We start from the raw sequence: 21,957 nt of genomic DNA, 5'->3' as shown, positions 1-21,957 counted from the left end.
GTCATGGAGTTCATTCCGGTTCACAGCGCGACAGGTGAGCGGCTGATGCCCACCCACGCCGCCCGCGCCCGCCAGCTCATCCGGGCGGGCAAGGCCGTCAAACGCCACGATCGCGGACTGGTCTACCTGGTGCTGACCGAGCGCCAGGCGGGCGATACCCAGCCCATCGCGGTCGGGGTCGATCCAGGCAGCAAGAAAGAGGCGCTCACGGTCCAGTCGGCGACGCATACCTACCTCAACGTTCAGGCCGACGCAGTAACCTGGGTCAAGAAGCATATCGAGACCCGGCGGAACATGCGCCGTCTGCGGCGCTATCGCAACACACCCTGCCGTGCATGCCGGCCAAATCGCCTGCGAGGGCAGGTGCGTCTTCCACCATCCACCCGCGCGCGGTGGGGCTGGAAGCTGCGGCTGCTCCGCTGGCTGGCCCGCCACTACCCGATCACAGACATGGTGATCGAGGATATTCAGGCCACCACCAGGGAGGGCAAACGGCGCTGGAACGCCTGTTTCAGCCCGCTGGAGGTCGGCAAGCAGTGGTTCTACGGTCAGGCCGAACAGGTCGCCACGCTAACGGTCGTGCCAGCCCACTTCACCGCCGCGCTGCGCGAGCAGGCGGGCCTCACCAAGAGCCGCCACAAGCTGGCTGACCGTTGGGATGCCCATTGCGTGGACAGCTTCGCGCTCGCTAGTTATCGAGTCTCAGGGCCACCCAAGCCGACCAGCACCGCCATCCTCTACCTCGCGCCCTTGCGATTCCATAGGAGGCAACTGCATCGGCTAGAGCCGGGCAAGGGCGGCGTGCGGGCCCCCTATGGCAGCACACAGAGCCTGGGGCTGAAGCGCGGGTCGTGGGTGCGCCATCCCAAATATGGAATTGTGTACGTTGGCGGAACGCGGGCGGGAGGTGGAATCAGCCTGCACGAGATGCAAACGGGCAAACGGTTGACAACCCATGCAAAGAAAGCCGATTGCCAGGTGCTTTGCACGGCATCCTGGCGCATACGAAAGGAGGAGCGCGCTTCCTCCCACCACTAAAGGAGACTGCTGAAAAACTACCATGACACCACAATATGTAGGGTCGAGGCGAACCCGATCGACTACAGGTTGTGTACTCAGGGGACTTTTCAGCAGTCTCTATAGCGGGTGGGTTTCCGCGCGCCATTTCTATGAGCACCACTAACCCGACAGCAACCCCCACCGACCCCGCAGCGCAGATCGCCGCGATGCAGGCGCAGATCGACACGCTCCAGATGCAGCTCACCGCGTGGGCCGAGGCTGCCGCGCGCGACCAGGCCGAGCGCACCGCGCACACGCGCAAGCTCGTCTGGGCGCTGCTGGAGGCCCACAAGCTCGCGGAGCGGGCCACGATGATGGCTGACGCGCGGCACGCTCAGCGCCAGGCCGAGCACCGCGCCACTGAGGCTGAGCGCGACCGCGACCGGGTCGAGGCGGAGCTGCACGACCTCAAGCTGCTGCTCGGCGAGCTAGCCTGCGGGCCGATCGCGCGGCGCATGGCGGTGGCGCGCGAGGTCTGGGCGCTGGCCTGGAATACGCGCGACGTGCTCAGCATCGGCGGGCGCACCGGCTTTGACGCCGCCATGGCCCAGCTCGACATCCTGCTGGAAAACAAGGACTGGAACGGCCAGAGTGCTCAGTATCCGGCACCCGATGACGACCCGATCCCGGTCGCCGAGCTGGCGCGCCCAAGCACGATCATCGATGGGACGCTGCTCGGGCGGATGGTCCACGTCGCCCGTCGGCGCGCCGCCAAGGCCGGTCAATGGGCCGCGGCGGCCGACACCCCATGGGATGACCTGCCACAGGGCGAGCAAGCGCTGTGCGAGTGGATCGGGCGGCTTGTCGCGATCGCCGGGGCGGGGAGTGCGCTCTGCCGCGCGTACGCGGTGATGGGTGCGCTCGACGACGTCGCCTGGCTGCTGCGCGAAAGAGTGGGCGGCGATGGCGTCGCCCTGGCGCTGGCGCGGATCGACGCCTGCCTGGCCGGCGACGACCCGGACCGGGCGGCGGGAACGACGCGCCGCGCGCTTCAGGCGGTCGCCGCAGCCGCGGCCAACCTGCGCGCGGCAATAGCGGGGCAGGAGGACGGCGAGGTCGCCTGGATGCGCTCGCCTGGCCCGCGTATCGAGGCGCTGGACACCGCACTTGACGCGTATGACCTGGCCACCGCGAATGGCGCCGACCTGGTCGCGCCCGGCGCGTTCGAGCACGCGATCGACCTGGCGCTCTGGGCCTTACGAGATGGCGAGCGCGACCAGGGAGCCATTATGCTGGCGATGCTGTTCGGCGCGCCCTCAGGCGACGCGCTGGCCGGCCGGATTGTCGCGGCGCTGCACCATGCGCGCGGGGCGCGTGCCGGGCAATCATCAGGAGGCGGCCGTGCCGACGCTGCGCAAAGTCTCTAGCGCCGAGGCGGCAACCTGGGAGCGTTCGACGCGGCCCACCGTGATAGCGCCGCCCGTCCCACCACCCGCCACGGCGCCGCCACCCCGCGCCCCGGACGATTTCCATGCCCGCGGCGTCGCGTACGCGCTCGGCAAAGGTCGCGATTTGAGCGACGTGCTGCTGTGGATGGAAAGCGGCGCGCTGGTAGCGTACAACCGCGGCAAAAGCTCGACGCCGCGCTGGCAGATACCGCGCGCAGCGCTGCTGCGCTTCCTGGCCAACGAGGACTACTGGATGGCCTGGAGCGTCGAGCGAATCACCGACCCGGATCTTCAGGCCGAAGCGGCGCGCATCCGCGACGGCAAGCCTGGCTGGATTACCGTGGAGGAGGCGGCCGCGCTGTTCGAGGTTCCGCAGTCGCGGATCATGGCCTGGATCAGGCAGCACGGCCTGCCCGCCAGGCGCTACCGCAGCGTGTGGTGGGTGCGCGCGAACGCGCACGAGGGCTGGCAGCGGCCGGCAACCTCAGTCCGGCCACGCAGCACGAGTGAGCAGCGCGCCAGCGCCGCGCCCGACCCTGATCTTGGGGGCGCGGCCCCGTTCGTCGCCATCAGCGCCTCCGAGCGCGAACAGCTTATTGCCTGGTCGCGCTTGAAGATGCCGGCAGAGGAGCAGGCGCAGCGCCTTGGGCGCCCGATCCATGTTCTGGAGCCGGTCTGGCTCGAACTCCAGCGCGAGAGGCTCATTCCGCGCCGCAAGGCGACGCGCGGGCCGGACTGGTCGCCCAAACACCGCGCGATGCTCAGCAAGCTGGTCAAGCAGGGACTGAGCTACGACGAGATCGCCGAGGAGATGGGCCGCACGCCCGCCGCGGTGCGGATCGCGTGCAAGCGCTATAACATCCGCCTGCTGCACGCGCCCGGCGTGTATACCGCGCGTGAGGTTGCCGAACTCATGGGCTTGCCGTGCTCCAAAGTCGTCGCGCGCTGGATCGCCGAGGGCATGTTGACAGCCCGCAACGGTGGGCGCACCGATCGGCCGCTCTGGCGCATCCAGCGCGACGACCTGATGGCCTTCATGGCCGAGCCGCTGTACTGGATGGCCTGGCGCGTCGAGCGGGTGGTAGACCCGTACCTGCGCGCGTACGCCAGGCAAATCCGCGAGGGACAGCCAGGCTGGCACACGCCCGGACAGGTGGCCAGGCACTACAGCGCGGGCCGCAACACGCCGCAGCAGTGGATCGAGCGCGGGTTTATCCCGAGCCAGCGCTGGGGTAACCACTGGATACACCAGTCAGTGCTCGACCACTGGGCGCCGCCTGGCCAGCCGGGTATCTACGGCGCTCCGATCGACGGGGCGATCGTGCAGGCCGCGATCGAAGCCTCGCGCCAGCACGCCCACCGCATCCTTGCACAGTTTCGCGCTCGCGCAACTGATCAGGCGGCCGCGTAGCGGCGCCACAGCAGACGAGGTATTGCATGTCGCTCCTTGCACCACACATACGGCTCACGCCGACACAGGCAACCATCTGGCTGCGCGAGCGCGGCGGGCAGATCGAGCGCGCCGGCAAGCGCTGGAATCTCACCTGGCAGGGCCGGTCGCTCAACGTCGACCATGCCGCGCTCTGCGACATCGCCGGGCGCGAGCGCGCGCAGACGCTCCAGGCGCGGCCGCCCTACGCCGGCCGGCCCGTCGTCGTCGCGCTGGTCGCGTGTGTTGGCGAGAAGCTGGATCATGCGGCGCCGGCGCGGGATCTCTACGTTTCCCAGTGGTTTCGTAAGGCGCGCCGCTACGCGGAACGGTTTGCCGACCAGTGGTACATCCTGAGCGCGCTCTACGGCCTGATCGCGCCCAACGAGGAGCGCGCGCCGTATAACGCAACGCTGAATGAGATGAAGGTATTTGACCGGCTGGCCTGGGCTGAGCGCGTCTGGCCGCAGATCCGCGCCGCCATGCCCGAGCCGCAGCGCGACCGGATCGTCTTCCTGGCCGGCAAACACTACCGCTACCACCTGGCCGAGCGCCTGCTGGTGCTCGGCTACGAGGTCGAGGTACCGATGGAAGGGCTGGGCATCGGCGAGCAGCTCGCCTGGATGGATCGGGCCGCCGCGGCGGTGCAGGGATGACGGCGGCGGCGCGACAGCGGCAGCGGCCGCTTGCGGTCGATGACTGGGTGCGGCGCGTGAACGCGCTCGCGCGCCGGATCGACGATTACGCAGAGGGCGTACATCCGGGCGCACTTGTAAGCGATCCCTACTATCAGCGGCTCGTCCAGCAGTATCGCGATCTGGCCGCCGCCCCGACGCGTGACGATGAACAACGACCTGGAGCACAATCTATGATTATTGATTTTCCGGCCATCGCGATGGATGGAGCGGGCGGCAGAACATTCGTCGGCGCCATCGCGCTGACGCTGCTTGGCGCCGCCGCGGATCTGCCAGGGAGCGGCGCCTTCTGGCGGGCGGTTCCCCCCACCGCAGGCATAACGGCGCGACGTCCGACCGGTGACGAGCGGAACGCGCAGATCGCGGTCTGGGAGGCGGCGATCGGCACAAATCTGCATCCCGAGCCCTTGCTGCCGCCGATCACGGCGCTGATGGTGCCGAACGGCGCCGAGGATCGCCCCATCATGGGCAACCCGCAGCCGGGCAGCCAGCCGGATCTGGACCAGCCGGACTACATCTTCGCCGGGAGCACGCTCATCCTGAATCACTCCTGCCAGCTGCTCATCCTGCGCGAGTTCGTGCCGTTCGCGGCGGCGCTAGCCGTGCTTGAGGCCGGGGCAATGCGCAGCAAGCTGTACCACGCCATTGCGGGCGCACACGTCGCCGTCCAGTGCATCCCCTACCGCGACACGATGCAGCTCGTCGAGCTATGGAACGCGAGAAAGCCATACACGCCCGGATGGGAGCGACGCTGATGATCGCTGACGCGCTAACCGTTCCGGACATCGCCGATGGCGCCGCGCTCACGCCGCCGCAGGCCGAGATCCTCGCGCTAAAACTGCTCGACGGCCCGGCTGTGATCAGCATGCCGACCGGCGGCGGGAAGACCTGGCTGGCGCTGCGCCGCGCGCGGGCGGTGCTCGACGCCGATGCCCGCGCGCGGGTCGTCTTCCTGGTGCCGCAGCGGCACCAGGAAGACGATTGGCGAGGTTTGGACGGCTACACGCAACAAGCCTACCGCGGCTATGTTTGTGCCCCACGCTGTTTCAAGAGCGCGGCGACCGCCTCCTGATGATGCCATTTCGCCCAGATGAACGGGGTGCTCTCATACTGAGCGTCTCTGGCCTGCAGATCGGCGCCATGGTCGAGCAGGACGCGTGCCACCTCGACATGGCCATGCCAGGCGGCCACATGCAGTGGCGACAAGGTACAGATGATCTCCTGGTGGAAATGCTCAGCCGCCAGGTTGGGATCGGCCCCATAGCCCAGCAGCAAGGCGGTCGCTTCCGCCAGGCCCTGCTGGGCGGTGAAGTGCAGCAGCCGCTGATATGCGCCGGCCGGACTGACCAGGGTCGAATCGGCCTCTAGCAGGGCTTTGGCGCGATCGAGCTGATTGAGGGCCACTGCCGCTGAGAGATCAGCATCGCCGTGCCTGGCGCGCAAAAGCTCCGCGATATGCTCTTGTCGGTGTGTCACGGCAAGGCAGAACGGCGTGAGCCCCCAGGCGGTTGTAGCATACACATCCGCGCCTGCGTTCAGCAGCAATGCCACCATCTCTTGCCGACCGTGCTGAACGGCAAAGTGCAGCGGCTGTTGGCGTTGGTTCACAATCCCCAACGGTTGGCTGAGCACAGCGCGATCGGTCTCGATCAGCGCCCGGACCGCATCTGGCTTGCCCCAAGCGATCGCCGAGAAGATATCGAGCTGTGCGCCCTTCGCGAGCAGGAAGTCCGCAACCTCGCGTCGCGCAGCTTCACGACGACATTGGCCGGATCCTATCGCAACGGCCCAGCCCACTGGACTGAGGTTGTGCCAGCCATCGATCGCATTGACATCGGCGCCCTGGTCGACTAGCAGTCGCGCAACTTCCAGATGCCCCCCATCGGCCGCCCAATGGAGCGGGATCGTGTCACTGCTGCCTTCGCGCGCCATGACGTCGGCCCCAGCGGTCAGCAACAACTGCACGATCTCCAGATAGCCGCGGTGCGCCGCATAGTGCAGCGGGGTACTCTGCAGATACGGGTCACGGTCGTGGATCTGCGCGGGATCGGCCTGGAGTAGTTGCCTAACTCGTTCGACATCGCCGCTACACGCCGCCTGAATCAGATTGTCGAGTGCCTGCATAGTCGCCTCCTTGAACGTGCTGTCTCTGGATGGACGCTGGTCAGAGAGATTCTCCTGGAGCAGCGCCAGCATGCTCGCGCGCAGTCGCGTGCGCGCCGTGCGCAGCCGGTTCTTGATCGTCATAAGTGGCAGGTCAAGGAACGCACTGATCTCGCGCTGCGAGTAGTCGCTGATGTAGAACAGCGTGATCACCGTGCGTTCGTTGGGTGGGAGCGTCCAGATCGCCTGGCGGATCCGCTGCTTCAGCTCGTCTGCCTCCATCAGCACCGCCAGATCGCTTGCACCCGCGGCCACCTCGTTTGCAGCGTCCAGGGTCACTGTGGCGAGCTGTTTGCCGCGCCTCAGCCGGTCGCAGTGCTTGAAGATGATCTTCCGCAGCCAAGCCGCGAACGCCGCCGGATGCCGCAGCTGGCTCAGGTGGGCATACGCCTCAATAACAGGACTTACGCGGTGGGTCTCAATTCGGGTGGGCAAGCTCGCAACGGCGCAGGCGGAACTTCGCCCGCTTGTATGATTGCCAACTGCCAGCGCTCCTTGACCGCACCCACCGACTCATCGGCTGAGTTGCGCAGCATCTGTAAGACAACGAATGTTAAAAAGACCAGACTGACATGCCGTACCAGCGCCACATCTGCCCAACATTGACACGCTTGCAGGCTTGCAAACTGCTTGGTGTCGCGGAAGAGTGTCTCCACACTCCAGCGCGACCGCTTACGCAGCACCATCACTGTCAGGTCACACCTCAGGTCGTTGCTGACCAAGTACTCGTAGTTGCCGTGACGGTTTCTGGTCACGACCAACCGCAGCTGTCCATACTTGGGTGCATACACCCGCAGCGCTCGCGCTCGCAGCCCCAGATGTGGGCGCCAGCGCAACTTAAGCGTGTCTGCCAGGTCGCGCACCGCTTGTTTGCGACCACGCCAAACAACACTGGTTTTCGGGTTCAAGGTTCCGTGCCAGGTCAGGCCCAGCCTAGTGAGCCGCTTGGTGAACCAGCCAGCGGTGTAGTGCGTATCGCCGACGATGTAGCGGACTGGCAGCTTGGCTTGTACAACCACACCGACCAACTCGATTGCCAGTTGCAGCTTGGTGCGATAGCGCTGCTTGTGGCACGAGCGCTTGGGGCGCCAGAGCCGAAAGCCGACTGGGATGCGCCAGCGACCATCAAGCGAACACCACAGCAGCACCACAATCTGGAAGCCCCAGACTTTGCGCTTCTTGGCAAACGAATAGATACTGCCCGCCCACCGCAAGCGCTTGGCAAAGGCTTTTTCGACAATTACCTCGTCCAGAACCAGATAGCCATCGCACCCCAGACGTTTGGCGAAGGCGCACAGCAGCGCCAGCAGCGCGCGGGTGGAGAAGGGCATCGCTCGCAGCAGGCGGTTGAGAGCGTCGTGCTGGCGTCCAGGCAGGAAGCGCGCCACGCGTGTCTGCGTCGGCCGCGCATCCAGCAAGATCAAGCCAGTCACACTCCAGGCAATCAAGACCGCCAGTGTCGGTGTGCCCAAGCTCCACAGCTTCAGCCTTTCGAGGGCTTGGCAAACGCACAGATACAGCAGGCGCGTGGTACGATACAGACGAGACGCCATCGGAGACACCTCCAGCCAGTCGCTTGTTGTGTGGCAACAACACTGTACTGGCAGATGGCGTCTCGCGCCATGTTCAGTTGTTAAATGGACGGTGGATTACCCCACCGCGTAAGTCCTGTCAATAAAAGCCTCCTGGGCGGCATCCTCGGCCAGATGCGCATCGCCGAGGTAGGCATAGGCGTATCCCACTGCCATGTCCTGAAATCGCTGCACCAGGCAGCTATAGGCATCCAGATCGCACGCCTGCGCACGCCTGATCAGCGCGATCAGATCTTCCATGAACCATCACCGTTCCAACCAGAAGGCCTTCTATGAAAGAGTCCCATCTTTTCGGTAAAAGGTGTAGCGCACCGAGCCGCTTTTGGCGTGGGTGTCAGATCAGGACTGAACCAGCTCAGGTGCTCTGCGCGTGTCAGCCCCTTGCGTGATCAGGCAGATGCTGCCAGGGAGGTCGAACTGACAAGTAGCCCAGGCGAATGGACAGCGTGTGCCTTGGCATCCGGCCGTCAGATCACTGCGGATCGACGCGGAGGTTGAACAAGACCGGCGCGCTTGGCCGCTCCGACGGATCCTCCAGCTGCGCAACAAACGATGGAACTCCATGCACCGCTGCTCCCGATAGCAGGGTCGTTGCCAACGCCTTCAGTTCCTTTGGCCAAAGGGGTAACTGCGGGACATCATTCAAGTGTATCCAACAGGGTACCGCGGTTGCGGGGTGTTCCACCCGTAGGGCAGCGGGATCGCTGAGCGGATATGCATACAGGTAGATTTCCAGGCCGAAGCCAACCTGATCCTGACCATCCGGCACGGCACAGTATTTCGGCACCACCCACTCGCGCAGAAAGGCCACACCAGATATACCGACACGGAGCCCCGTCTCTTCCAGGACTTCGCGGACGGCACACTCCGCCAGGCTCTCATGCGGGGCGAGCCCACCGCCTGGCAGCTGCCAGCCTGCGCTCATGTCACGTGGTGGCAGGAGTAATAGACAGCCCTGGTGGACCACAATGACACGGGTCCGAATGTTGTCGTAGATATTGTGATTGAAGATCGACATCCTGTTCCTTGTGCAAGCCGAGAGCTGCGCGCCAAGATCGGAGCTTCTTGCGTTTCTAGCATCTGGATGAAATGCCGTAACACTGGGCGGGAAGCGGCCGCTGAGCGCTTGCGCTTGGCCCGCGGCGTGAGGCTAGCGTGCAGCTCCTCCTGGGTCGTCACTCCTCGTACGTACAAACAGCAGGTCCTCGGCTGTCTTGCCTGTCCCTTCGATATACGTCAGAAAGCGCTCCGCGAAACGAAAGCCAGCTTTCTCGGCGACGCGCTGGCTCTCGCGGTGCTGCTTGTCGATACGCAACTCGACCTGCTCGAAACCACCTTCGCTCAGCGCCCACTCTGCAACCAATCGCGTGGCCCGCGTGGCGATCCCACGCCCCCGAGCGTGTGGCGCCACACCGTAGGACAGCTCCATACCAGCCTCACTGGTCGGCGCCAGATACATTATTCCGAGGAACGGTTCGCGCTCATCAACGATGAGACCACCTCCATGGATGCCGCCCTCGTTGATCCAGCCAGCCAGTAACTCCTGCACAAACGCTGACGCCCACTCGTGCAGGCCCTGCCCTGGCCGTGGGCCAGGAATCCAGACGCCTTCCAGGGACATCGGATTAGCACCGTACCGCACGACGCAGTCAATGTCGGCAACGGTTGGAATGCGCAGTCGCACCACTCCGTCGGACAGCTCGCGTGGAGGCGGCGGCCCCATCGAGACCTTCAGCGGGTGCAATGATGCTCTCTCATATCTCATCGGTTCAGGCTCCCATCGAGCAAACGTGCTCCCGCGCGGGTCGTAGTATACCGGCAGCCAGCGTGTGTGTCGAGGCGAGCGCCTAATGGCAAGGCTTAGGGGCAGGGCGAAGCCCTATCTGCTACATCCAATGGTGGGCTGCATTATGATTGCCGAAAGCCTACTGACGAACCATTTCAGCCGCTCACATGAAGCCAGCGGAATGCGATTCGGTTGCGAGTGGTTACCGAACAAAGTTCGCGTAACTGCGGTGTTCCAGATTGCCGGTCTGGGTCTGCGGCCGTTGTCAGCCGTGACCGAGTAGTTGGCGCCGGGCTTCGACCATGGCAGTCTCGAAGCCGACTTCGCCCACATCGATGTAGGCCACCCCGGCGTCGAGGCACTCGTCATGAAGCTGTTTGCTACGCCACCGGATCCAGGTGGCAGCCTCGCCGAGCTCCTCCCATGATGCGCCGTGGTGCTGCGGCTTCGGTCCTCGGTAGCTAGCGAGGTCGTCGGTCGAGAATGAGCGGTTTCCCAGAAAGCACGCTCGGATCTCAGTACCCTCAAGTGCTTCTCCTAACCGTGCGGGGTAGGACGCAGACATCTCGAATCCCTCGATGAGGAACCGCTCGTTTTCCTCGGTGCATACCTCAGCCGCCTTCTCTATGTGCGGATACATACACTCGGCGAGCAGCGACGCGTCCACCGGATCCTGGTCGATGGCATCGAGTTCGGGAAGGACCTGGCGCAGCACTGTACGGAGCACATCGGTTGGCAACCACGGGATTTGGTCACGCTTGAGCAGGCGTTGAGCCAGCGAAGACTTTCCCACCCGCGGTGGGCCTCCAATAAGGTAGAGGATGCGCCCACTCATATGCACTTGCGCCATACGTCTTTCCTCCTTAGGAAAGTGTTCGCTATTCAACGCTGTTGCTATGCTGTTTGTTTGCGCATCCGCTGGCGAACCAGTTCGTAGAGCACCACCCCGGTCGCGACACCCACGTTCAGCGAATCCTGTCCGGGCGCCATCGGAATATGCACGCGCTCGGTGCAGACCTCCAGCACCGCCTGGCTGATCCCGCGCTGCTCGTTGCCAACCACGATTGTGACGGGCAGCGGCATCAGCGCATCAAACAGCGAGCGCGACGCATGTGCCGTCGTACCCAAGACGCGTACGCCGTAGGGGCGCAGGTCCACCAGCCAGGTAGGGAGATCGCTACAGCCAAAGATCGGGATCCGACCAACCGCGCCACGAGCCGCACGCACGCAGTTTTTGTGCAACGGATCGGCCTGTGCGCCAGCGACGACCACGCTATCCACGCCTGCCGCATCCGCCGTTCGCAGCACCATCCCCAGATTATCGGGATTTTGCAGATTCTCCGCGACCAGGACCGCGCTGACGTGGTTCGCGTCCAATTCAGCAGCATCACGGAGCTGCACCCGTATGGCAGCGATCACTGCGGGCAGCGGGCGACTCGTCGTGAGTGTGCCCATGAGGGCGTCAGATGCACGATAGTGATGAATGCCGGCCTGCCGCGCCCGCTGCAGCAGCGCCAGGCCCTCGGGCGCACGCAGAAGTTCAGCGGTGTAGACGATGCTATCGATGAGCAAGCCGTCGTCGATCGCCCGCTGCACTAGCGTCAGCCCCTCGGCCACACACTGGGCGTATGCGCGCCGCCCGGCGATGTGCATCAGCTCGCGATAGTGGCTGACGATCGGGTCTTTGCCTTTCGCGATCGTTCGCCCCTGGCCGAGGCCAGCTTGCGCCGCCCTCGGCGCGGCGGGGTTGGTCTGGCCGCGATAGAAGGGGTCGAGCGTGGGAGCGATGAATCGGCCGCTGCCGCGCTTGATTCCCAGAAACGAGTCGACCCGGTAATAGCGCCGATACCCGACGTTTTTTATCACCTGGAGGTAGTCGGCCTGATTGGACAGATTACAATCACAGACCGCCAGCTTGCCCTGCCTCAGCACTGACTCCGTTGCGGCGGAGAACACACTTTCCGCGTGATGGGTCGAAAAATCGCCGATCGCTTGCAGCCCATGCACCATATGACGGTCCGGCCCAATCGCCCAATGGAAACACAACGCCTGCAGATGGCTGCCGTCGTGGCAGACGAAGACGCTGTAGCCGAGATCGAGGACTTCCTGCCAGACCGATTCGCTCCATTGCTCACGGACCAACTCATAATCGGCAGGGGTAAGCTGGCGCACCGGATGGGTCCGGTCGGAGAGAAAGGTGTCCTGGGTCGCATAGTAGCCTTCGCGCGCCGGCATGACCTGCCCGTCGAGTACCTCGGCCATGGTGGTCAAGGGCCAGGCCCCACCGACATAGAAAAAGCCGACGCGATCGCGCGGGAAGGCCAGCAAGACGTCGCGCAGCGCCCGCTCGTTGGTTGCCGCGACAACCGCACGCAGATCGGCGTCGAACTCGGGCTCGGGAGCGAACGCCAATACGGCTTCGATGTCGGTCCACCCCGAGATGAAGATCTTGGCCTCGGGCGAGCCGAAGATCGTCTCGAACGGCACGCACGGCCCGGTCAGGACGCGCAAGCCAAGATAGGGAATGTTGTCACCCATCCATTCGGGCGCAGCGGGCGGAGGCGTGAAGCACTCGCGGAGCTTGACCGACTGGATGAATCGATTGACCGTCGCGTAATCGCTGGTTTCAGTTGCCATACCTGGTCCATTCGCTGCTTGTTGTGATTCATGATAACAAGTATCGACGAACGAGGCCATGTATCATACTGACGTAACAAGTAGCACAATTTGCCTCGGTGCCAGGCCGCGTTCGACCGCCATGGCGATGGCCATCGCTACACCAGCCCGGCTTCCACAAGCGCCCGATGATAGATCGGCTCGAAGCCCTCCTCCATCCACAGATGCGCCAGAAGCTCGCTGGCTGGGACCACACGACGATGCGCAATCTCGAAGCACGGTTTCCACGGCATCAACGCAACCTCTGCCAACCATACCGAGCGAACCAGCACCAGACCTTGCTCGGGCCCTGTGAGGCACACGGCACGGCAGAAGCCGAGTAACCGCGCATCAACGACAGCGGCGCACGCCTCCTCCATCACCTCTCGGCGGAGGGTCTGCTCCCAGGTCTCATCGCCTTCAGGTCGCCCCCCTGGCCAACCCCATCGCTGGCCATTATCGCTGATCAGCACAACGCCATCGTCGGCGGTCACACAGAACGCATTGGCTCCATGGGCAGTACCCTGCGGAGCTGCAGTCGGAGCGTGCCAGGCGATCAACCAATCGCCCCCATTCGAGCGAACCGCGAACGCTTCGCCGTCGCGCGCTACAGAATACACCGACATTGTCATCTCCATTGCGACCAGTCGGAACGGGCTCACGGCTGGCGCTTCAATAGCAGTGTTGGTTCGGTCGCCCCGCCAAGGTACGCGCACACCACATGGGCGCGGAGCGCTTTGGGTATTCCCGTAGCGCTATGCTGCGAGAACGCCCAAAGCCTGTTTCTTTGATGATCTAGCCGCCTTCTACTGCATAGCCGTCCCACACGCCTTGCAGGTGCGGATCACCGGGGACGCTTTGATAGATCGAGAAGACCGTCATATCGTTGACCCAACCCATTTGCCGCCAGAACGCCCGGCCTCTGGCCTCATCCTTGTCGAGACCGGTGAGGACGTGAATGGTTTGGGCACCCTGCTGTTTCAGCACGCCAACCGCATGCCGCACCAGGGCTGCCTGCGTGGCCCATCGTCGGCGAGACGGTTGGACATAGAGTTCCTCGATTTTGCCGGAGCGCCCCGGCATAACCGGATGAGGGCTGATACTGCAGGTCAGAAAGCCGATAATCGTCCCGTCTTCGACCGCCACAACACAGTGGGCATCCGGATGGGCAGGCGTGCGCCTGAGATTATCGAGAATTTGCCGTGCGGCGCGGTCAGGAAGCGGGGTGCCAAGCCGGGCGCAGTTGTCGAGCCACAGATCACGTACCTGTGCGGCCTCGTGTGTTTGCATCATGCGAATGTCTGTCATCGCACACCTCCAGTGCAGATAGAACGATGCATACATGATTACGGACGGGTGGGGAGGAGGTGGCCGCATGTGGAGGTGCGCGGGCACGATAAAAGACACCAGGAGACCCTGGCGGTCGGCAGCAGGTCTCAGGGCGAACAGAGCGATCCTTAGTTGTTGGTCTGAGACGACAACCGTGGGTTGTTCAGCAGACTCACCGGTACGCCAACATGAGCTTACCCGCCTACAGAGCAGGAACGAGCGCAGTCCGAAGATGCAGCAACAGCGATGGAGTCATTATAGCAGGTTCGACAGATGCGGCAAAGGGCAGCCCAACAGGAGCTTCAGCAGAAATACTCTGGCGCTCAATGCTCGCCTGCCATCGGCCTGCCCTACTCCCCCGCGCCGTGCCTCCGCAGCAGGTCGCAGATCGCCTGGTGGCCGTGGTGCTCAGCCCAGCCATAGGGTGTGGCCTCATACTTGGGGTCGCGCGCGGATGGGTCAGCTCCGCGCGCGAGCAGAAGCTCCACCAATGCGACATCACCCCCGCCGGCAGCCCAGTGCAGTGGCGAGGCCTGCACGTCGAACCCCGACGGCTGGGCGTTGACGTCGGCGCCGCGGTCCAGCAGATAAGCGGCGGCTTCGACCTGTGTGCAGATGCACGCATACACCAGCGCCTGTTCGAGCAGCTCGGTCTCGGCGCCAGGAGCCGCCGGGATCGTCTGGTTGGTCGGCGGGTGATGCCAGCCGGCTGTCGAGAGCAGGTTTCCCCCGGCGTCGAAGAACGTTTGGAGCAGATCGACGCGGCCGAGACCGGCGGCGAACTCCAGATCGATTGTCGCGCCACGCTGAACGAGCAGCTCGGCCGCCGCCAGTTGCCTATAAAAGAGCGCCTGCGCCAGTGGTCGCCGGTCGTCGTTGACGCCATCGACCGGCGCGCCGGCATCGATCAGCGCTTCCGCAACCGCGACATCGTTGGCACTGACCGCCCACTGCAGCGGTGTTTCGCCCACCGCTGAGTCGATCGTTCGGGCGTTGATGTCCGCGCCGGCGCGGATGAGCAGCTGCGCGATTTCGATGCCTGATGGTCGATGAGCGGGCCAGTCGGTCAGGTGAGAGAGCAGGTTGCGACCGTCGGGCGAGCGCGCGTTCGCCAATTCAGGCTCCTGCTGGAGCAGCGTCGTGAGCGCTGCTACATCACCGCTCTGCACCGCGGCAACCGCGGCGGTGACACGCTGGGCAAAGCGCTCATTCCGCGATGGTGCCTGTTCATGCAGATTGTCCTGTACCATGGCGAGCATCCTTTGCTGCAGCTGTCTACGCGCCGCCTGCAGCCGTTTTTTCACTGTTGTGAGTGGCACATCGAGGAAGGCGGCGATCTCGCGCTGCGAGTAATCGCTGATATAGAAGAGCAATGTCACTGCGCGGGTATGCTCCGGTAATCCCGCAATCGCCGCATGCACCTCGGCTTGCAGCTCGGCCTGCTCGGCGAGTTGCGCCGGCTCTACATGCGCACAGGCCACCTCGCGGACTGCATCAAGCGAGATTATCGGCTTCTGCTTGCGGCGAGTCAGACGGTCGCAGTGCTTGAAGACGATCCGGCGGAACCAGGCGGCGAACGCGCGGGGCTCGTGCAGTGTCGGCAGGTCATGGAACGCCTGAATGAACGCCTCCTGCGCGGCGTCTTCGGCCAGGTGAAAATCACCCAGGAGCGCATAGGCATAGCCGACCGCCATATCCTGAAAGCGCTGCACGATTGCGCCAAACGCTTCCCGATCGCCGGCCTGCGCTCGCTGGATCAGTGCGATCAACGTATCCATTGCAGTTCTCTGACCCGCAGAAGATCTTCTTGATAAATAGCCCCACCTTGTGCGCAAAAGGTGCCGTGCAGAAGAGCGTGACGAGACGGCCGCTACGGTAGCATACCACAGTGGACGTGTGAAGTGCTGTGTGCCAGTATGCTCATCCTCCCAAAGACCACAGCGTGACGCCAGGCGCGTATCCAAACTGTGCCAGTTTCTTCGATTAAATCCTCCGGTCATGCCCTACACCCGCCTGGGTAGCTCCGAGATCAGGGGATATCCACACTCATGGCAATAAGGAAGCGTCGCCACCACAAGAAAAACTCGCTGACCGGAAAGATACGCCCGGCGGGGTGCTGGGCCTGCCAGTCTGCCGCCGCCTCTGCTGAAGCGAAGAAAGGCTGCTGGGAGCAAACATCCGCTTCAGCTTGCTCCCTGCTGCTGAGCTGCTGGAGCTGTGGCGCCAGCGGGCTGATCACCGCGATGACGGTGCTGGGCGGCTCCACACGCTCGACGCCTTCTGGGGTGAAGTCGATGCGAATCGGGCTCCCGGTCGCCGGGCAACTCGCCTCTGCATGGATGGGCTGGCCAGCAAGAAGCGCCGTCCAAACGATGTCCGGTGCGCAGCCGCCTGCATCGATCCTGCGCGCGCCGATCTGGAGGCGATAGCGGGCGGATGTGCCCGCCACTGAGAGATCAAGGTGAACCAGCCCATCCTGCACGTCCACTTTGAGGAACTGCCGCGCCAGAGCCAGCGTCTCCTCCATGGGCCGATCGCTGGCGGCGGCTAACTGCTCAACCTCGACGGGCCGCTCGCCCCCTCCACTCAGCTTGATCAGTGCCGAGGTCACCTGGATAGCCGGCTGATACTGTCGGCCCACGGTTTGCCACCCAGCATCGAAATCGTCGATAGGATGGCTGCTGATCGTGTCGCCCATCTTTTCTCCTTGAAGGAAGGGCTCATGTGTCGGTAACGTACGAGCCGTGAGTCGAGGGCTTTGAGACGCTCTTCCCAGAAACCGAGCACGCATGCTCCACATGAGCCCCGCCTGTTTGTCACTACTCGTGAGTGATGAGCAACGCACGCACAAGCGTGTGCATCAGCCGCAAGTGCTGTTACTGCTCGTACCTTGCTGCACCACTAAGCCGTATCTCAACCGCGTCCACTGGCAAGAAGACGACGCACCCGACTTGATCGTCGCGCCCGAGCAGCCAGTTGGACACAGCCAGGACCTCGCACCCCGCGTAGCCACGCGCGGCGGCCAGCAGCATCGAGGCGCCGTAGAAGTACACCACGGCATCACTTGTGAACGCCAGGGGCGGGAAATACCACGGCGTCAGATACAACGCTAGAAAGATCGCCGCATTGACGAGATAGCCAACTGGGCCGGTCGCGCGCAGCGGAGTCGACGTGTAGCGCAGCCGCAGCCACTGCCCCAGTAGCAGTATCGCCGGGAAGACGAGCAGCCCCAGCACCGGTTCATACCACTCGTCCAGGTGGAAAGCGGCGATGTTACTCGCGAGCATCCAGCCGCCGACGACAAGCCGCGCCAGCGTGCCAAGCAGACCGATCGCGCGCCGCCGTGCCGGCATGAGCTGTTCGATTATCATTCAGTACCCCTTCAGTAACGTGTTCTTCTCGAATTCCTTATTGATATTGTCAGAGACCTTGTAGCGGAGTGTTTGGCACTCACGCGATCACCCCTGTCGCTGCGCAAGCTCCGCGATCAACGACTTGATCGGCTCGCGCTCCCATAGCAGCTTGCCGATCTGAAAGACCGCATCGACAGGGACAATCACCAGGCCGGGGTGCTGCGCGACATACTGCGCCGCCGTCTCAACCGAGCTGAAGAAGTTCGTGAAGTTGCAGAAGTTGGCGCGGATGTTGTTGAGACTCTCCGTTCCTGGCATCCATGACACCACCGCGGTGCTGGGCTCAACCTCCTTGGCGCCTTCCGGCGTGCCGATCAGGCGGATCTTGGCGCCGTTGATTGGATCGGGGGACTCGATCACAGCGCTGGTTTTGTGTAAGATCGGAAACGTGATCGCATCACCGGCGCACCACACGTAGAACTGCCGGTCGTTGATGATGTAGGAATGCGGTGTCGGCGTAAGCGACAGCCCAATCCCCACGACATTGCCGTTCGCATCCCACTCGACACCAAGCTGGTGGAGCAGCGCGGTGACGGTCTCTTGCGGCAGCTGCAGCCGCGCGGCGATCTGCGCAGGGGCCACGGGGTGGCCATCAAGCAGCAGCAGCTGTGTCACAAGAAGGATAGCTGTTTCCTGCGGTGAGCCTTCAAAGAGCTTGGAGAGCGTATCGGCCAGGGCGTGTAGATCAGCATTGGACACCGTTTGGTTCGACATATGTACACCTCCATCGAACTACAAAGCTACTCTATAAGTTCCAGCGCCGGAACTGGGGGCGGCGAGGTTACCCGCCGCATCTCACTCGATGTTGAGCCGTTTGCGTCGTGTAGAGATAAGGTTCACGTGACGGTTCAAGGTCGACAGCGAGGCGCTCGGGGGAGAGGGCGTGCCCATCAGAGAGCAGCACAACCAGGCGTCGAATGAGTGGGGGATCTTTCAGATCAACTCCTTCGCGCATACTATCATGCAAGGTCGCCGCCAGTTCCTCAACTCAGTTTTCCGTTGTCATTGACATCCTCCTCGTGTGCTAGGGTATGCGAACGCAGCATACACCCTCACCGCGGGGGGAGAGTCAAGAGGGGACCTTGGAGATTGTGTGGCGCGGATCCGAGCCAAAGAGGTTTAACTCAGTCTCTCCTGCCAGCTCTGCAGCGTGAGCAGATTGAAAATCACGAATGCGCTGCCGTAGCGCCTGCAAGTCAGTGATCCTGGCTTCGATGCGCGTGAGCGCGGCCTCCAGTTTTTCACCGAAATGCGGTCCAATCGGCTCGCCTGGGCGCTCAAGATAGACGGCAGTGAGGTCCTGGATTTCTTTGAGGGTCAGCCCGAGTGAGCGCATGGTACGAATAACCTGTACACACCACAATGCCTCCTCGTCGAAGAGGCGGTAGTTGCTCTCACTGCGGCCAAGCGTGTAGATCAACCCGAGCTGCTCGTATTCGCGTAAGGCTTTGATCGGCACACCGGTTCGTCGGGACAGTTGCCCGATCGTCATTGGCTTCGCTAACACCATATGGACACCGCTTTCGATCTGGTCAGCCCTGTTGCTCTGTTGGAGTGCCGATGAGGCGAGCTGACCCAACCTATGTCACTCTTTCAGCAGTGGTATGATTTGTTGTTGGAGTTCTTCACTACTGCCGATGACCGTTCCTGTGCTTGAACCAATTAGCGGCCCAGGGAGCGCCTCCCACTTCGCATCTGGACCGTACAGCAAATAGCCATCCCAAATGATGTCTTGCGCGTTATTGAGATGCTGGGCAAACCAGCGGCCACTGAGGCGCTGCTCATCCCAGAGATGCGTGACCCGTGGATCAGGCATCAGGGATGCATCCCAGGCGCTCCGTCTATCACCGGGGAGCATTGCAAACCAGACCACATATACGCGAAGCTTGGCAGTCGGATGCTTGGCAAGAATCTCCTGCTGTACCCAACGGGCACCTTCCTGGCAGACGCCTCAGGTCGGCGACAAGAGCAAGATCAGTCGTGGCGCTCCAGCATCTCGATTGAAGCGAGATTGGAGGTCTTCGATGCGCTGGATATCGGTCAAGACCGGAGCAGACACAGTGGGTGTGCCGTTTCCTGCCGTGCTGCCGGGTGCCGTTCGTTGTGCTGAAGGCAGCACAAACAGCAGCAGGAGTGCGACGAACCCGCCGAGCAGGAGGACGAGGATCGCAGCGATCCGTTTCTTCATCGCAGTGACCTCCTACGAGTAACCTTACTGCGTATGAGCTGCGGGAGATTGCTGTGTTGAGAGATGGTAGCGGCGCGCGGCAACAATGCGCCCAAGCTGGTAAACCGCTTCCACCGGCAGCGTCCGTGCCTGTGGATGATCCACCTGCCAGGTCGCGGCGGCCTCAGGCGAAGCGAAGAAATGCCCCTGGTCGCAAAAGCTTGCCCGATTGCAGGCGTCTGTGTGGGTATCGGGGATAGTCAGCGAGACCATCGCCGTGGCGGGATCAAGGACGCTCACGCCATCAGGACCGACACGGATCCGGACCGATGTCTGTGTAATTGGACAGACCGACTCGACCTGCGCCGTTTGTTCCAGGAGTATCGGATAGGTCAGCGCATCTAACGCACACCAGGTATAGAGCGTGTGCCCATTGATACGAAATTGATGTGGAGTTGCCTGTAATGACAAGCCCCACCCGACGACCCGTCCCGTCTCGTCACGCTCGATGTCCGACATACGCTGGAAGGTCTCTGTAACTGCGATTTCAGACATACCAAGGGCTGCGCCCATCTGAGCGGCGGATACCGGCTGGCCTCGACCTAAGAGGCGGAGAAGTTGGAAACAGAACGCTTCATTCGTACCGCAGATCCGTTCAGCAAGCAGCTGCCCCAACGCCGTCAGCTCATTGTCATCCATGCGAACTCCTACTCTGCACAACAACTGAGTTTGGCCGGGTCTTTGTAGCGCGAGATAGCCACAATCTTGAGCGCTTCGGCCATCGTCGGATAGACGTGGATCATATCGATGAAGTCGTCAATCGTCGCCCGAAAGCGCATCGCCATCGCCGCTTCGTGAATGACTTCGCCGGCGTTGACGCCCACCATCGAGACGCCCAAGACCTCCTTGGTATCGTCGTCGATGACCATCTTGATCATCCCTCGCGTATCGCGGATGGCTCCAGCACGGGGAACGAACTCCATCGGAACGGTGTTGCACCAGCAGCGGTGACCCGCGGCATTGGCTTCTGCATCGGTTATACCCACAATTCCGATCTGCGGGTCAGTAAAGATCGTGCGCGGGATCACTCGATGGTCAAGGGCACGCCGCGTGCGACCCACCTCCTCGGCAAAGGCGTTGTGGGCGACAATGACGCCGTCGTGCGCCCCAGAGGGCGTCGCAAGCTGATTGCCGTGCTGGGTGCCGATCACATCGCCGGCAGCAAAGATGTGTGGCACCGAGGTGCGCAGGTATTCATCGACCTTGACAGCTCCATCATCCGCCAACTCAACACCGACAGCCTCAAGGCCAACATTGTGGGTGTTGGGTGTGCGCCCGGTTGCAATCAGCAGCCGAGCAGCCCGGAACGTTTGCTCTGAACCATCCACGCGGGCGGTCACGCTCACTTCGCGCGCATCACCTGAAACGCGCACCACCTCCGCGCGGGTCTGGATGTTGATGCCTTCCTCGCGTAGAATGCGCTGAATAGTCAGCCCGACCTCTGGCTCATATCCATGCCGCAGGACGCGGCTGTTGCGCTCAAGAATGGTCACCTGCGTCCCAAAGCGGGCAAACATCTGCCCCAACTCAAGCGCGATATAGCCACCACCCACGATGATCAGCGAAGACGGCAGCTCTTTCAGCTCTATCTCCTCTTGGCTCGTGAGAAGGTCGCTTGTCAGGTATGGCGTTTCCTCAAGCCCTTCGATTGACGGAAGCGTGGGGCTTGAACCAAGAGCAATCAGGATCTTGTCCCCGCGAAGCTGGGTCGTACCCTCCGGACCGTCCACTGCGACCGTATGCGCGTCAAGAAGCCGTGCGCGCCCATACACCACATCGATATCCCGGTCCTCGCCGATGATGCTTTGATACTTCTTGTCGCGGTAGCTCGAAACGACCGCATCCTTTTGAGCGATGAGCTGGCCAAAGTCGAACACTGATTGGTGGGGTGCAATACCGGGATAGCGCGGATTGCGGGCATCAAAGATGATTTTTGCTGCCTCGATCAGGTTTTTCGAGGGCAGACAGCCGCGGTTGACGCACGTGCCACCGAGCGTTCGTACCTCGGTCATCACGGCCCGCTTGCCCAGCTCTGCGGCTCGCAGAGCCGCAGCAAAGGCCGTTGAACCGCTGCCCATAATGACCAGGTCATATGTCCGAGGTGTACTCAAGGGAGCCTCCTATCCTCAACTACAGGTTGAGGTTAATGGTGCTTTGGAGCGGGGCACGTATCGCCGCTCTCTGGGCTAGGTCGGTTCAGGAGCCAGATGCCGAGAACAAT

The 21,957-nt window shown here is 62.9% G+C and carries 24 protein-coding genes; 6 read left to right on the top strand and 18 right to left on the bottom strand.

Annotated features, from left to right (window positions below):
- Window positions 1-3: 3 nt before the first annotated feature.
- The 6 genes from M1P90_RS35710 to M1P90_RS35685 all read left to right on the top strand — a co-directional run bounded on the left by M1P90_RS35710 (window position 4) and on the right by M1P90_RS35685 (window position 5,643).
- Window positions 4-1,038 (top strand): RRXRR domain-containing protein, encoded by a 1,035-nt coding sequence (locus M1P90_RS35710; protein ID WP_483705827.1) that lies wholly within the window; start codon window positions 4-6, stop codon window positions 1,036-1,038.
- 131 nt (window positions 1,039-1,169) lie between these two features.
- Complete coding sequence (locus M1P90_RS35705; RefSeq protein ID WP_483705825.1) at window positions 1,170-2,426, top strand: hypothetical protein; 1,257 nt, start codon at window positions 1,170-1,172, stop codon at window positions 2,424-2,426.
- The gene (locus M1P90_RS35700) at window positions 2,401-3,858 is read left to right on the top strand and encodes a helix-turn-helix domain-containing protein (protein WP_483705823.1); all 1,458 of its coding nucleotides are present in this window, start codon (window positions 2,401-2,403) and stop codon (window positions 3,856-3,858) included. Before M1P90_RS35705 ends, M1P90_RS35700 begins: the two co-directional genes overlap by 26 nt.
- A gap of 26 nt (window positions 3,859-3,884) precedes the next feature.
- Window positions 3,885-4,532, top strand: coding sequence for a DUF6884 domain-containing protein (locus M1P90_RS35695; RefSeq protein WP_483705821.1), 648 nt, complete (start codon window positions 3,885-3,887; stop codon window positions 4,530-4,532).
- Window positions 4,529-5,326 (top strand): hypothetical protein, encoded by a 798-nt coding sequence (locus M1P90_RS35690; RefSeq protein WP_483705819.1) that lies wholly within the window; start codon window positions 4,529-4,531, stop codon window positions 5,324-5,326. Before M1P90_RS35695 ends, M1P90_RS35690 begins: the two co-directional genes overlap by 4 nt.
- A complete protein-coding gene (locus M1P90_RS35685) occupies window positions 5,326-5,643 on the top strand; it encodes a DEAD/DEAH box helicase family protein (protein ID WP_483705817.1) in 318 nt (105 codons plus the stop codon). The genes M1P90_RS35690 and M1P90_RS35685 overlap by 1 nt, the downstream gene beginning before the upstream one ends.
- On the opposite strand, the gene M1P90_RS35680 is transcribed toward M1P90_RS35685, so the two are convergent.
- The 18 genes from M1P90_RS35680 to merA all read right to left on the bottom strand — a co-directional run bounded on the left by M1P90_RS35680 (window position 5,595) and on the right by merA (window position 21,847).
- Complete coding sequence (locus M1P90_RS35680) at window positions 5,595-7,169, bottom strand: sigma-70 family RNA polymerase sigma factor (protein WP_483705815.1); 1,575 nt, start codon at window positions 7,167-7,169, stop codon at window positions 5,595-5,597. The genes M1P90_RS35685 and M1P90_RS35680 overlap by 49 nt on opposite strands.
- A complete protein-coding gene (locus tag M1P90_RS35675; protein ID WP_483705813.1) occupies window positions 7,139-8,287 on the bottom strand; it encodes a transposase in 1,149 nt (382 codons plus the stop codon). The genes M1P90_RS35680 and M1P90_RS35675 overlap by 31 nt, the downstream gene beginning before the upstream one ends.
- A gap of 96 nt (window positions 8,288-8,383) precedes the next feature.
- On the bottom strand, window positions 8,384-8,566 hold the full coding sequence (locus M1P90_RS35670; protein ID WP_483705811.1) for an RNA polymerase sigma factor: 183 nt from the start codon (window positions 8,564-8,566) through the stop codon (window positions 8,384-8,386).
- A gap of 232 nt (window positions 8,567-8,798) precedes the next feature.
- A complete protein-coding gene (locus M1P90_RS35665) occupies window positions 8,799-9,344 on the bottom strand; it encodes an NUDIX hydrolase (RefSeq protein WP_483705809.1) in 546 nt (181 codons plus the stop codon).
- Between the two features lie 132 nt (window positions 9,345-9,476).
- On the bottom strand, window positions 9,477-10,070 hold the full coding sequence (locus M1P90_RS35660; protein WP_483705807.1) for a GNAT family N-acetyltransferase: 594 nt from the start codon (window positions 10,068-10,070) through the stop codon (window positions 9,477-9,479).
- Between the two features lie 307 nt (window positions 10,071-10,377).
- Window positions 10,378-10,962 (bottom strand): hypothetical protein, encoded by a 585-nt coding sequence (locus tag M1P90_RS35655; protein ID WP_483705805.1) that lies wholly within the window; start codon window positions 10,960-10,962, stop codon window positions 10,378-10,380.
- 44 nt (window positions 10,963-11,006) lie between these two features.
- On the bottom strand, window positions 11,007-12,749 hold the full coding sequence (locus tag M1P90_RS35650; RefSeq protein WP_483705803.1) for a TrmH family RNA methyltransferase: 1,743 nt from the start codon (window positions 12,747-12,749) through the stop codon (window positions 11,007-11,009).
- Between the two features lie 137 nt (window positions 12,750-12,886).
- Entirely contained in the window at window positions 12,887-13,393 is a 507-nt protein-coding gene (locus M1P90_RS35645) for an NUDIX hydrolase (RefSeq protein WP_483705801.1), read from the bottom strand.
- A gap of 169 nt (window positions 13,394-13,562) precedes the next feature.
- Complete coding sequence (locus M1P90_RS35640; protein ID WP_483705799.1) at window positions 13,563-14,075, bottom strand: GNAT family N-acetyltransferase; 513 nt, start codon at window positions 14,073-14,075, stop codon at window positions 13,563-13,565.
- A 371-nt stretch (window positions 14,076-14,446) separates the two neighbouring features.
- Window positions 14,447-15,874, bottom strand: a complete 1,428-nt coding sequence (locus tag M1P90_RS35635; RefSeq protein ID WP_483705797.1) for a sigma-70 family RNA polymerase sigma factor — start codon at window positions 15,872-15,874, stop codon at window positions 14,447-14,449.
- Between the two features lie 251 nt (window positions 15,875-16,125).
- Window positions 16,126-16,794: an organomercurial lyase gene (gene merB / locus M1P90_RS35630; protein ID WP_483705795.1), complete on the bottom strand. Its 669-nt coding sequence runs from the start codon at window positions 16,792-16,794 to the stop codon at window positions 16,126-16,128.
- A gap of 178 nt (window positions 16,795-16,972) precedes the next feature.
- Window positions 16,973-17,467: a hypothetical protein gene (locus M1P90_RS35625; RefSeq protein ID WP_483705793.1), complete on the bottom strand. Its 495-nt coding sequence runs from the start codon at window positions 17,465-17,467 to the stop codon at window positions 16,973-16,975.
- A gap of 87 nt (window positions 17,468-17,554) precedes the next feature.
- Window positions 17,555-18,223 (bottom strand): organomercurial lyase, encoded by a 669-nt coding sequence (gene merB, locus M1P90_RS35620; RefSeq protein WP_483705792.1) that lies wholly within the window; start codon window positions 18,221-18,223, stop codon window positions 17,555-17,557.
- Window positions 18,224-18,578: 355 nt separating this feature from the next.
- Complete coding sequence (locus tag M1P90_RS35615) at window positions 18,579-19,088, bottom strand: MerR family transcriptional regulator (protein ID WP_483705790.1); 510 nt, start codon at window positions 19,086-19,088, stop codon at window positions 18,579-18,581.
- A gap of 6 nt (window positions 19,089-19,094) precedes the next feature.
- The gene (locus tag M1P90_RS35610; protein WP_483705788.1) at window positions 19,095-19,325 is read right to left on the bottom strand and encodes a hypothetical protein; all 231 of its coding nucleotides are present in this window, start codon (window positions 19,323-19,325) and stop codon (window positions 19,095-19,097) included.
- Window positions 19,326-19,460: 135 nt separating this feature from the next.
- Complete coding sequence (locus M1P90_RS35605; protein ID WP_483705786.1) at window positions 19,461-19,697, bottom strand: hypothetical protein; 237 nt, start codon at window positions 19,695-19,697, stop codon at window positions 19,461-19,463.
- Window positions 19,698-19,721: 24 nt separating this feature from the next.
- Window positions 19,722-20,375 carry an organomercurial lyase MerB gene (merB, locus tag M1P90_RS35600; RefSeq protein ID WP_483705784.1) on the bottom strand — a complete coding sequence of 218 codons (654 nt, stop codon included), beginning with the start codon at window positions 20,373-20,375 and terminating at the stop codon, window positions 19,722-19,724.
- Window positions 20,376-20,383: 8 nt separating this feature from the next.
- Window positions 20,384-21,847 carry a mercury(II) reductase gene (gene merA / locus M1P90_RS35595; protein WP_483705782.1) on the bottom strand — a complete coding sequence of 488 codons (1,464 nt, stop codon included), beginning with the start codon at window positions 21,845-21,847 and terminating at the stop codon, window positions 20,384-20,386.
- Between the last annotated feature and the right edge of the window lie 110 nt (window positions 21,848-21,957).

The sequence above is a fragment of the Kouleothrix sp. 19917 genome, assembly GCF_057073505.1.
This window is presented reverse-complemented; position numbering and strand designations above follow the sequence as displayed.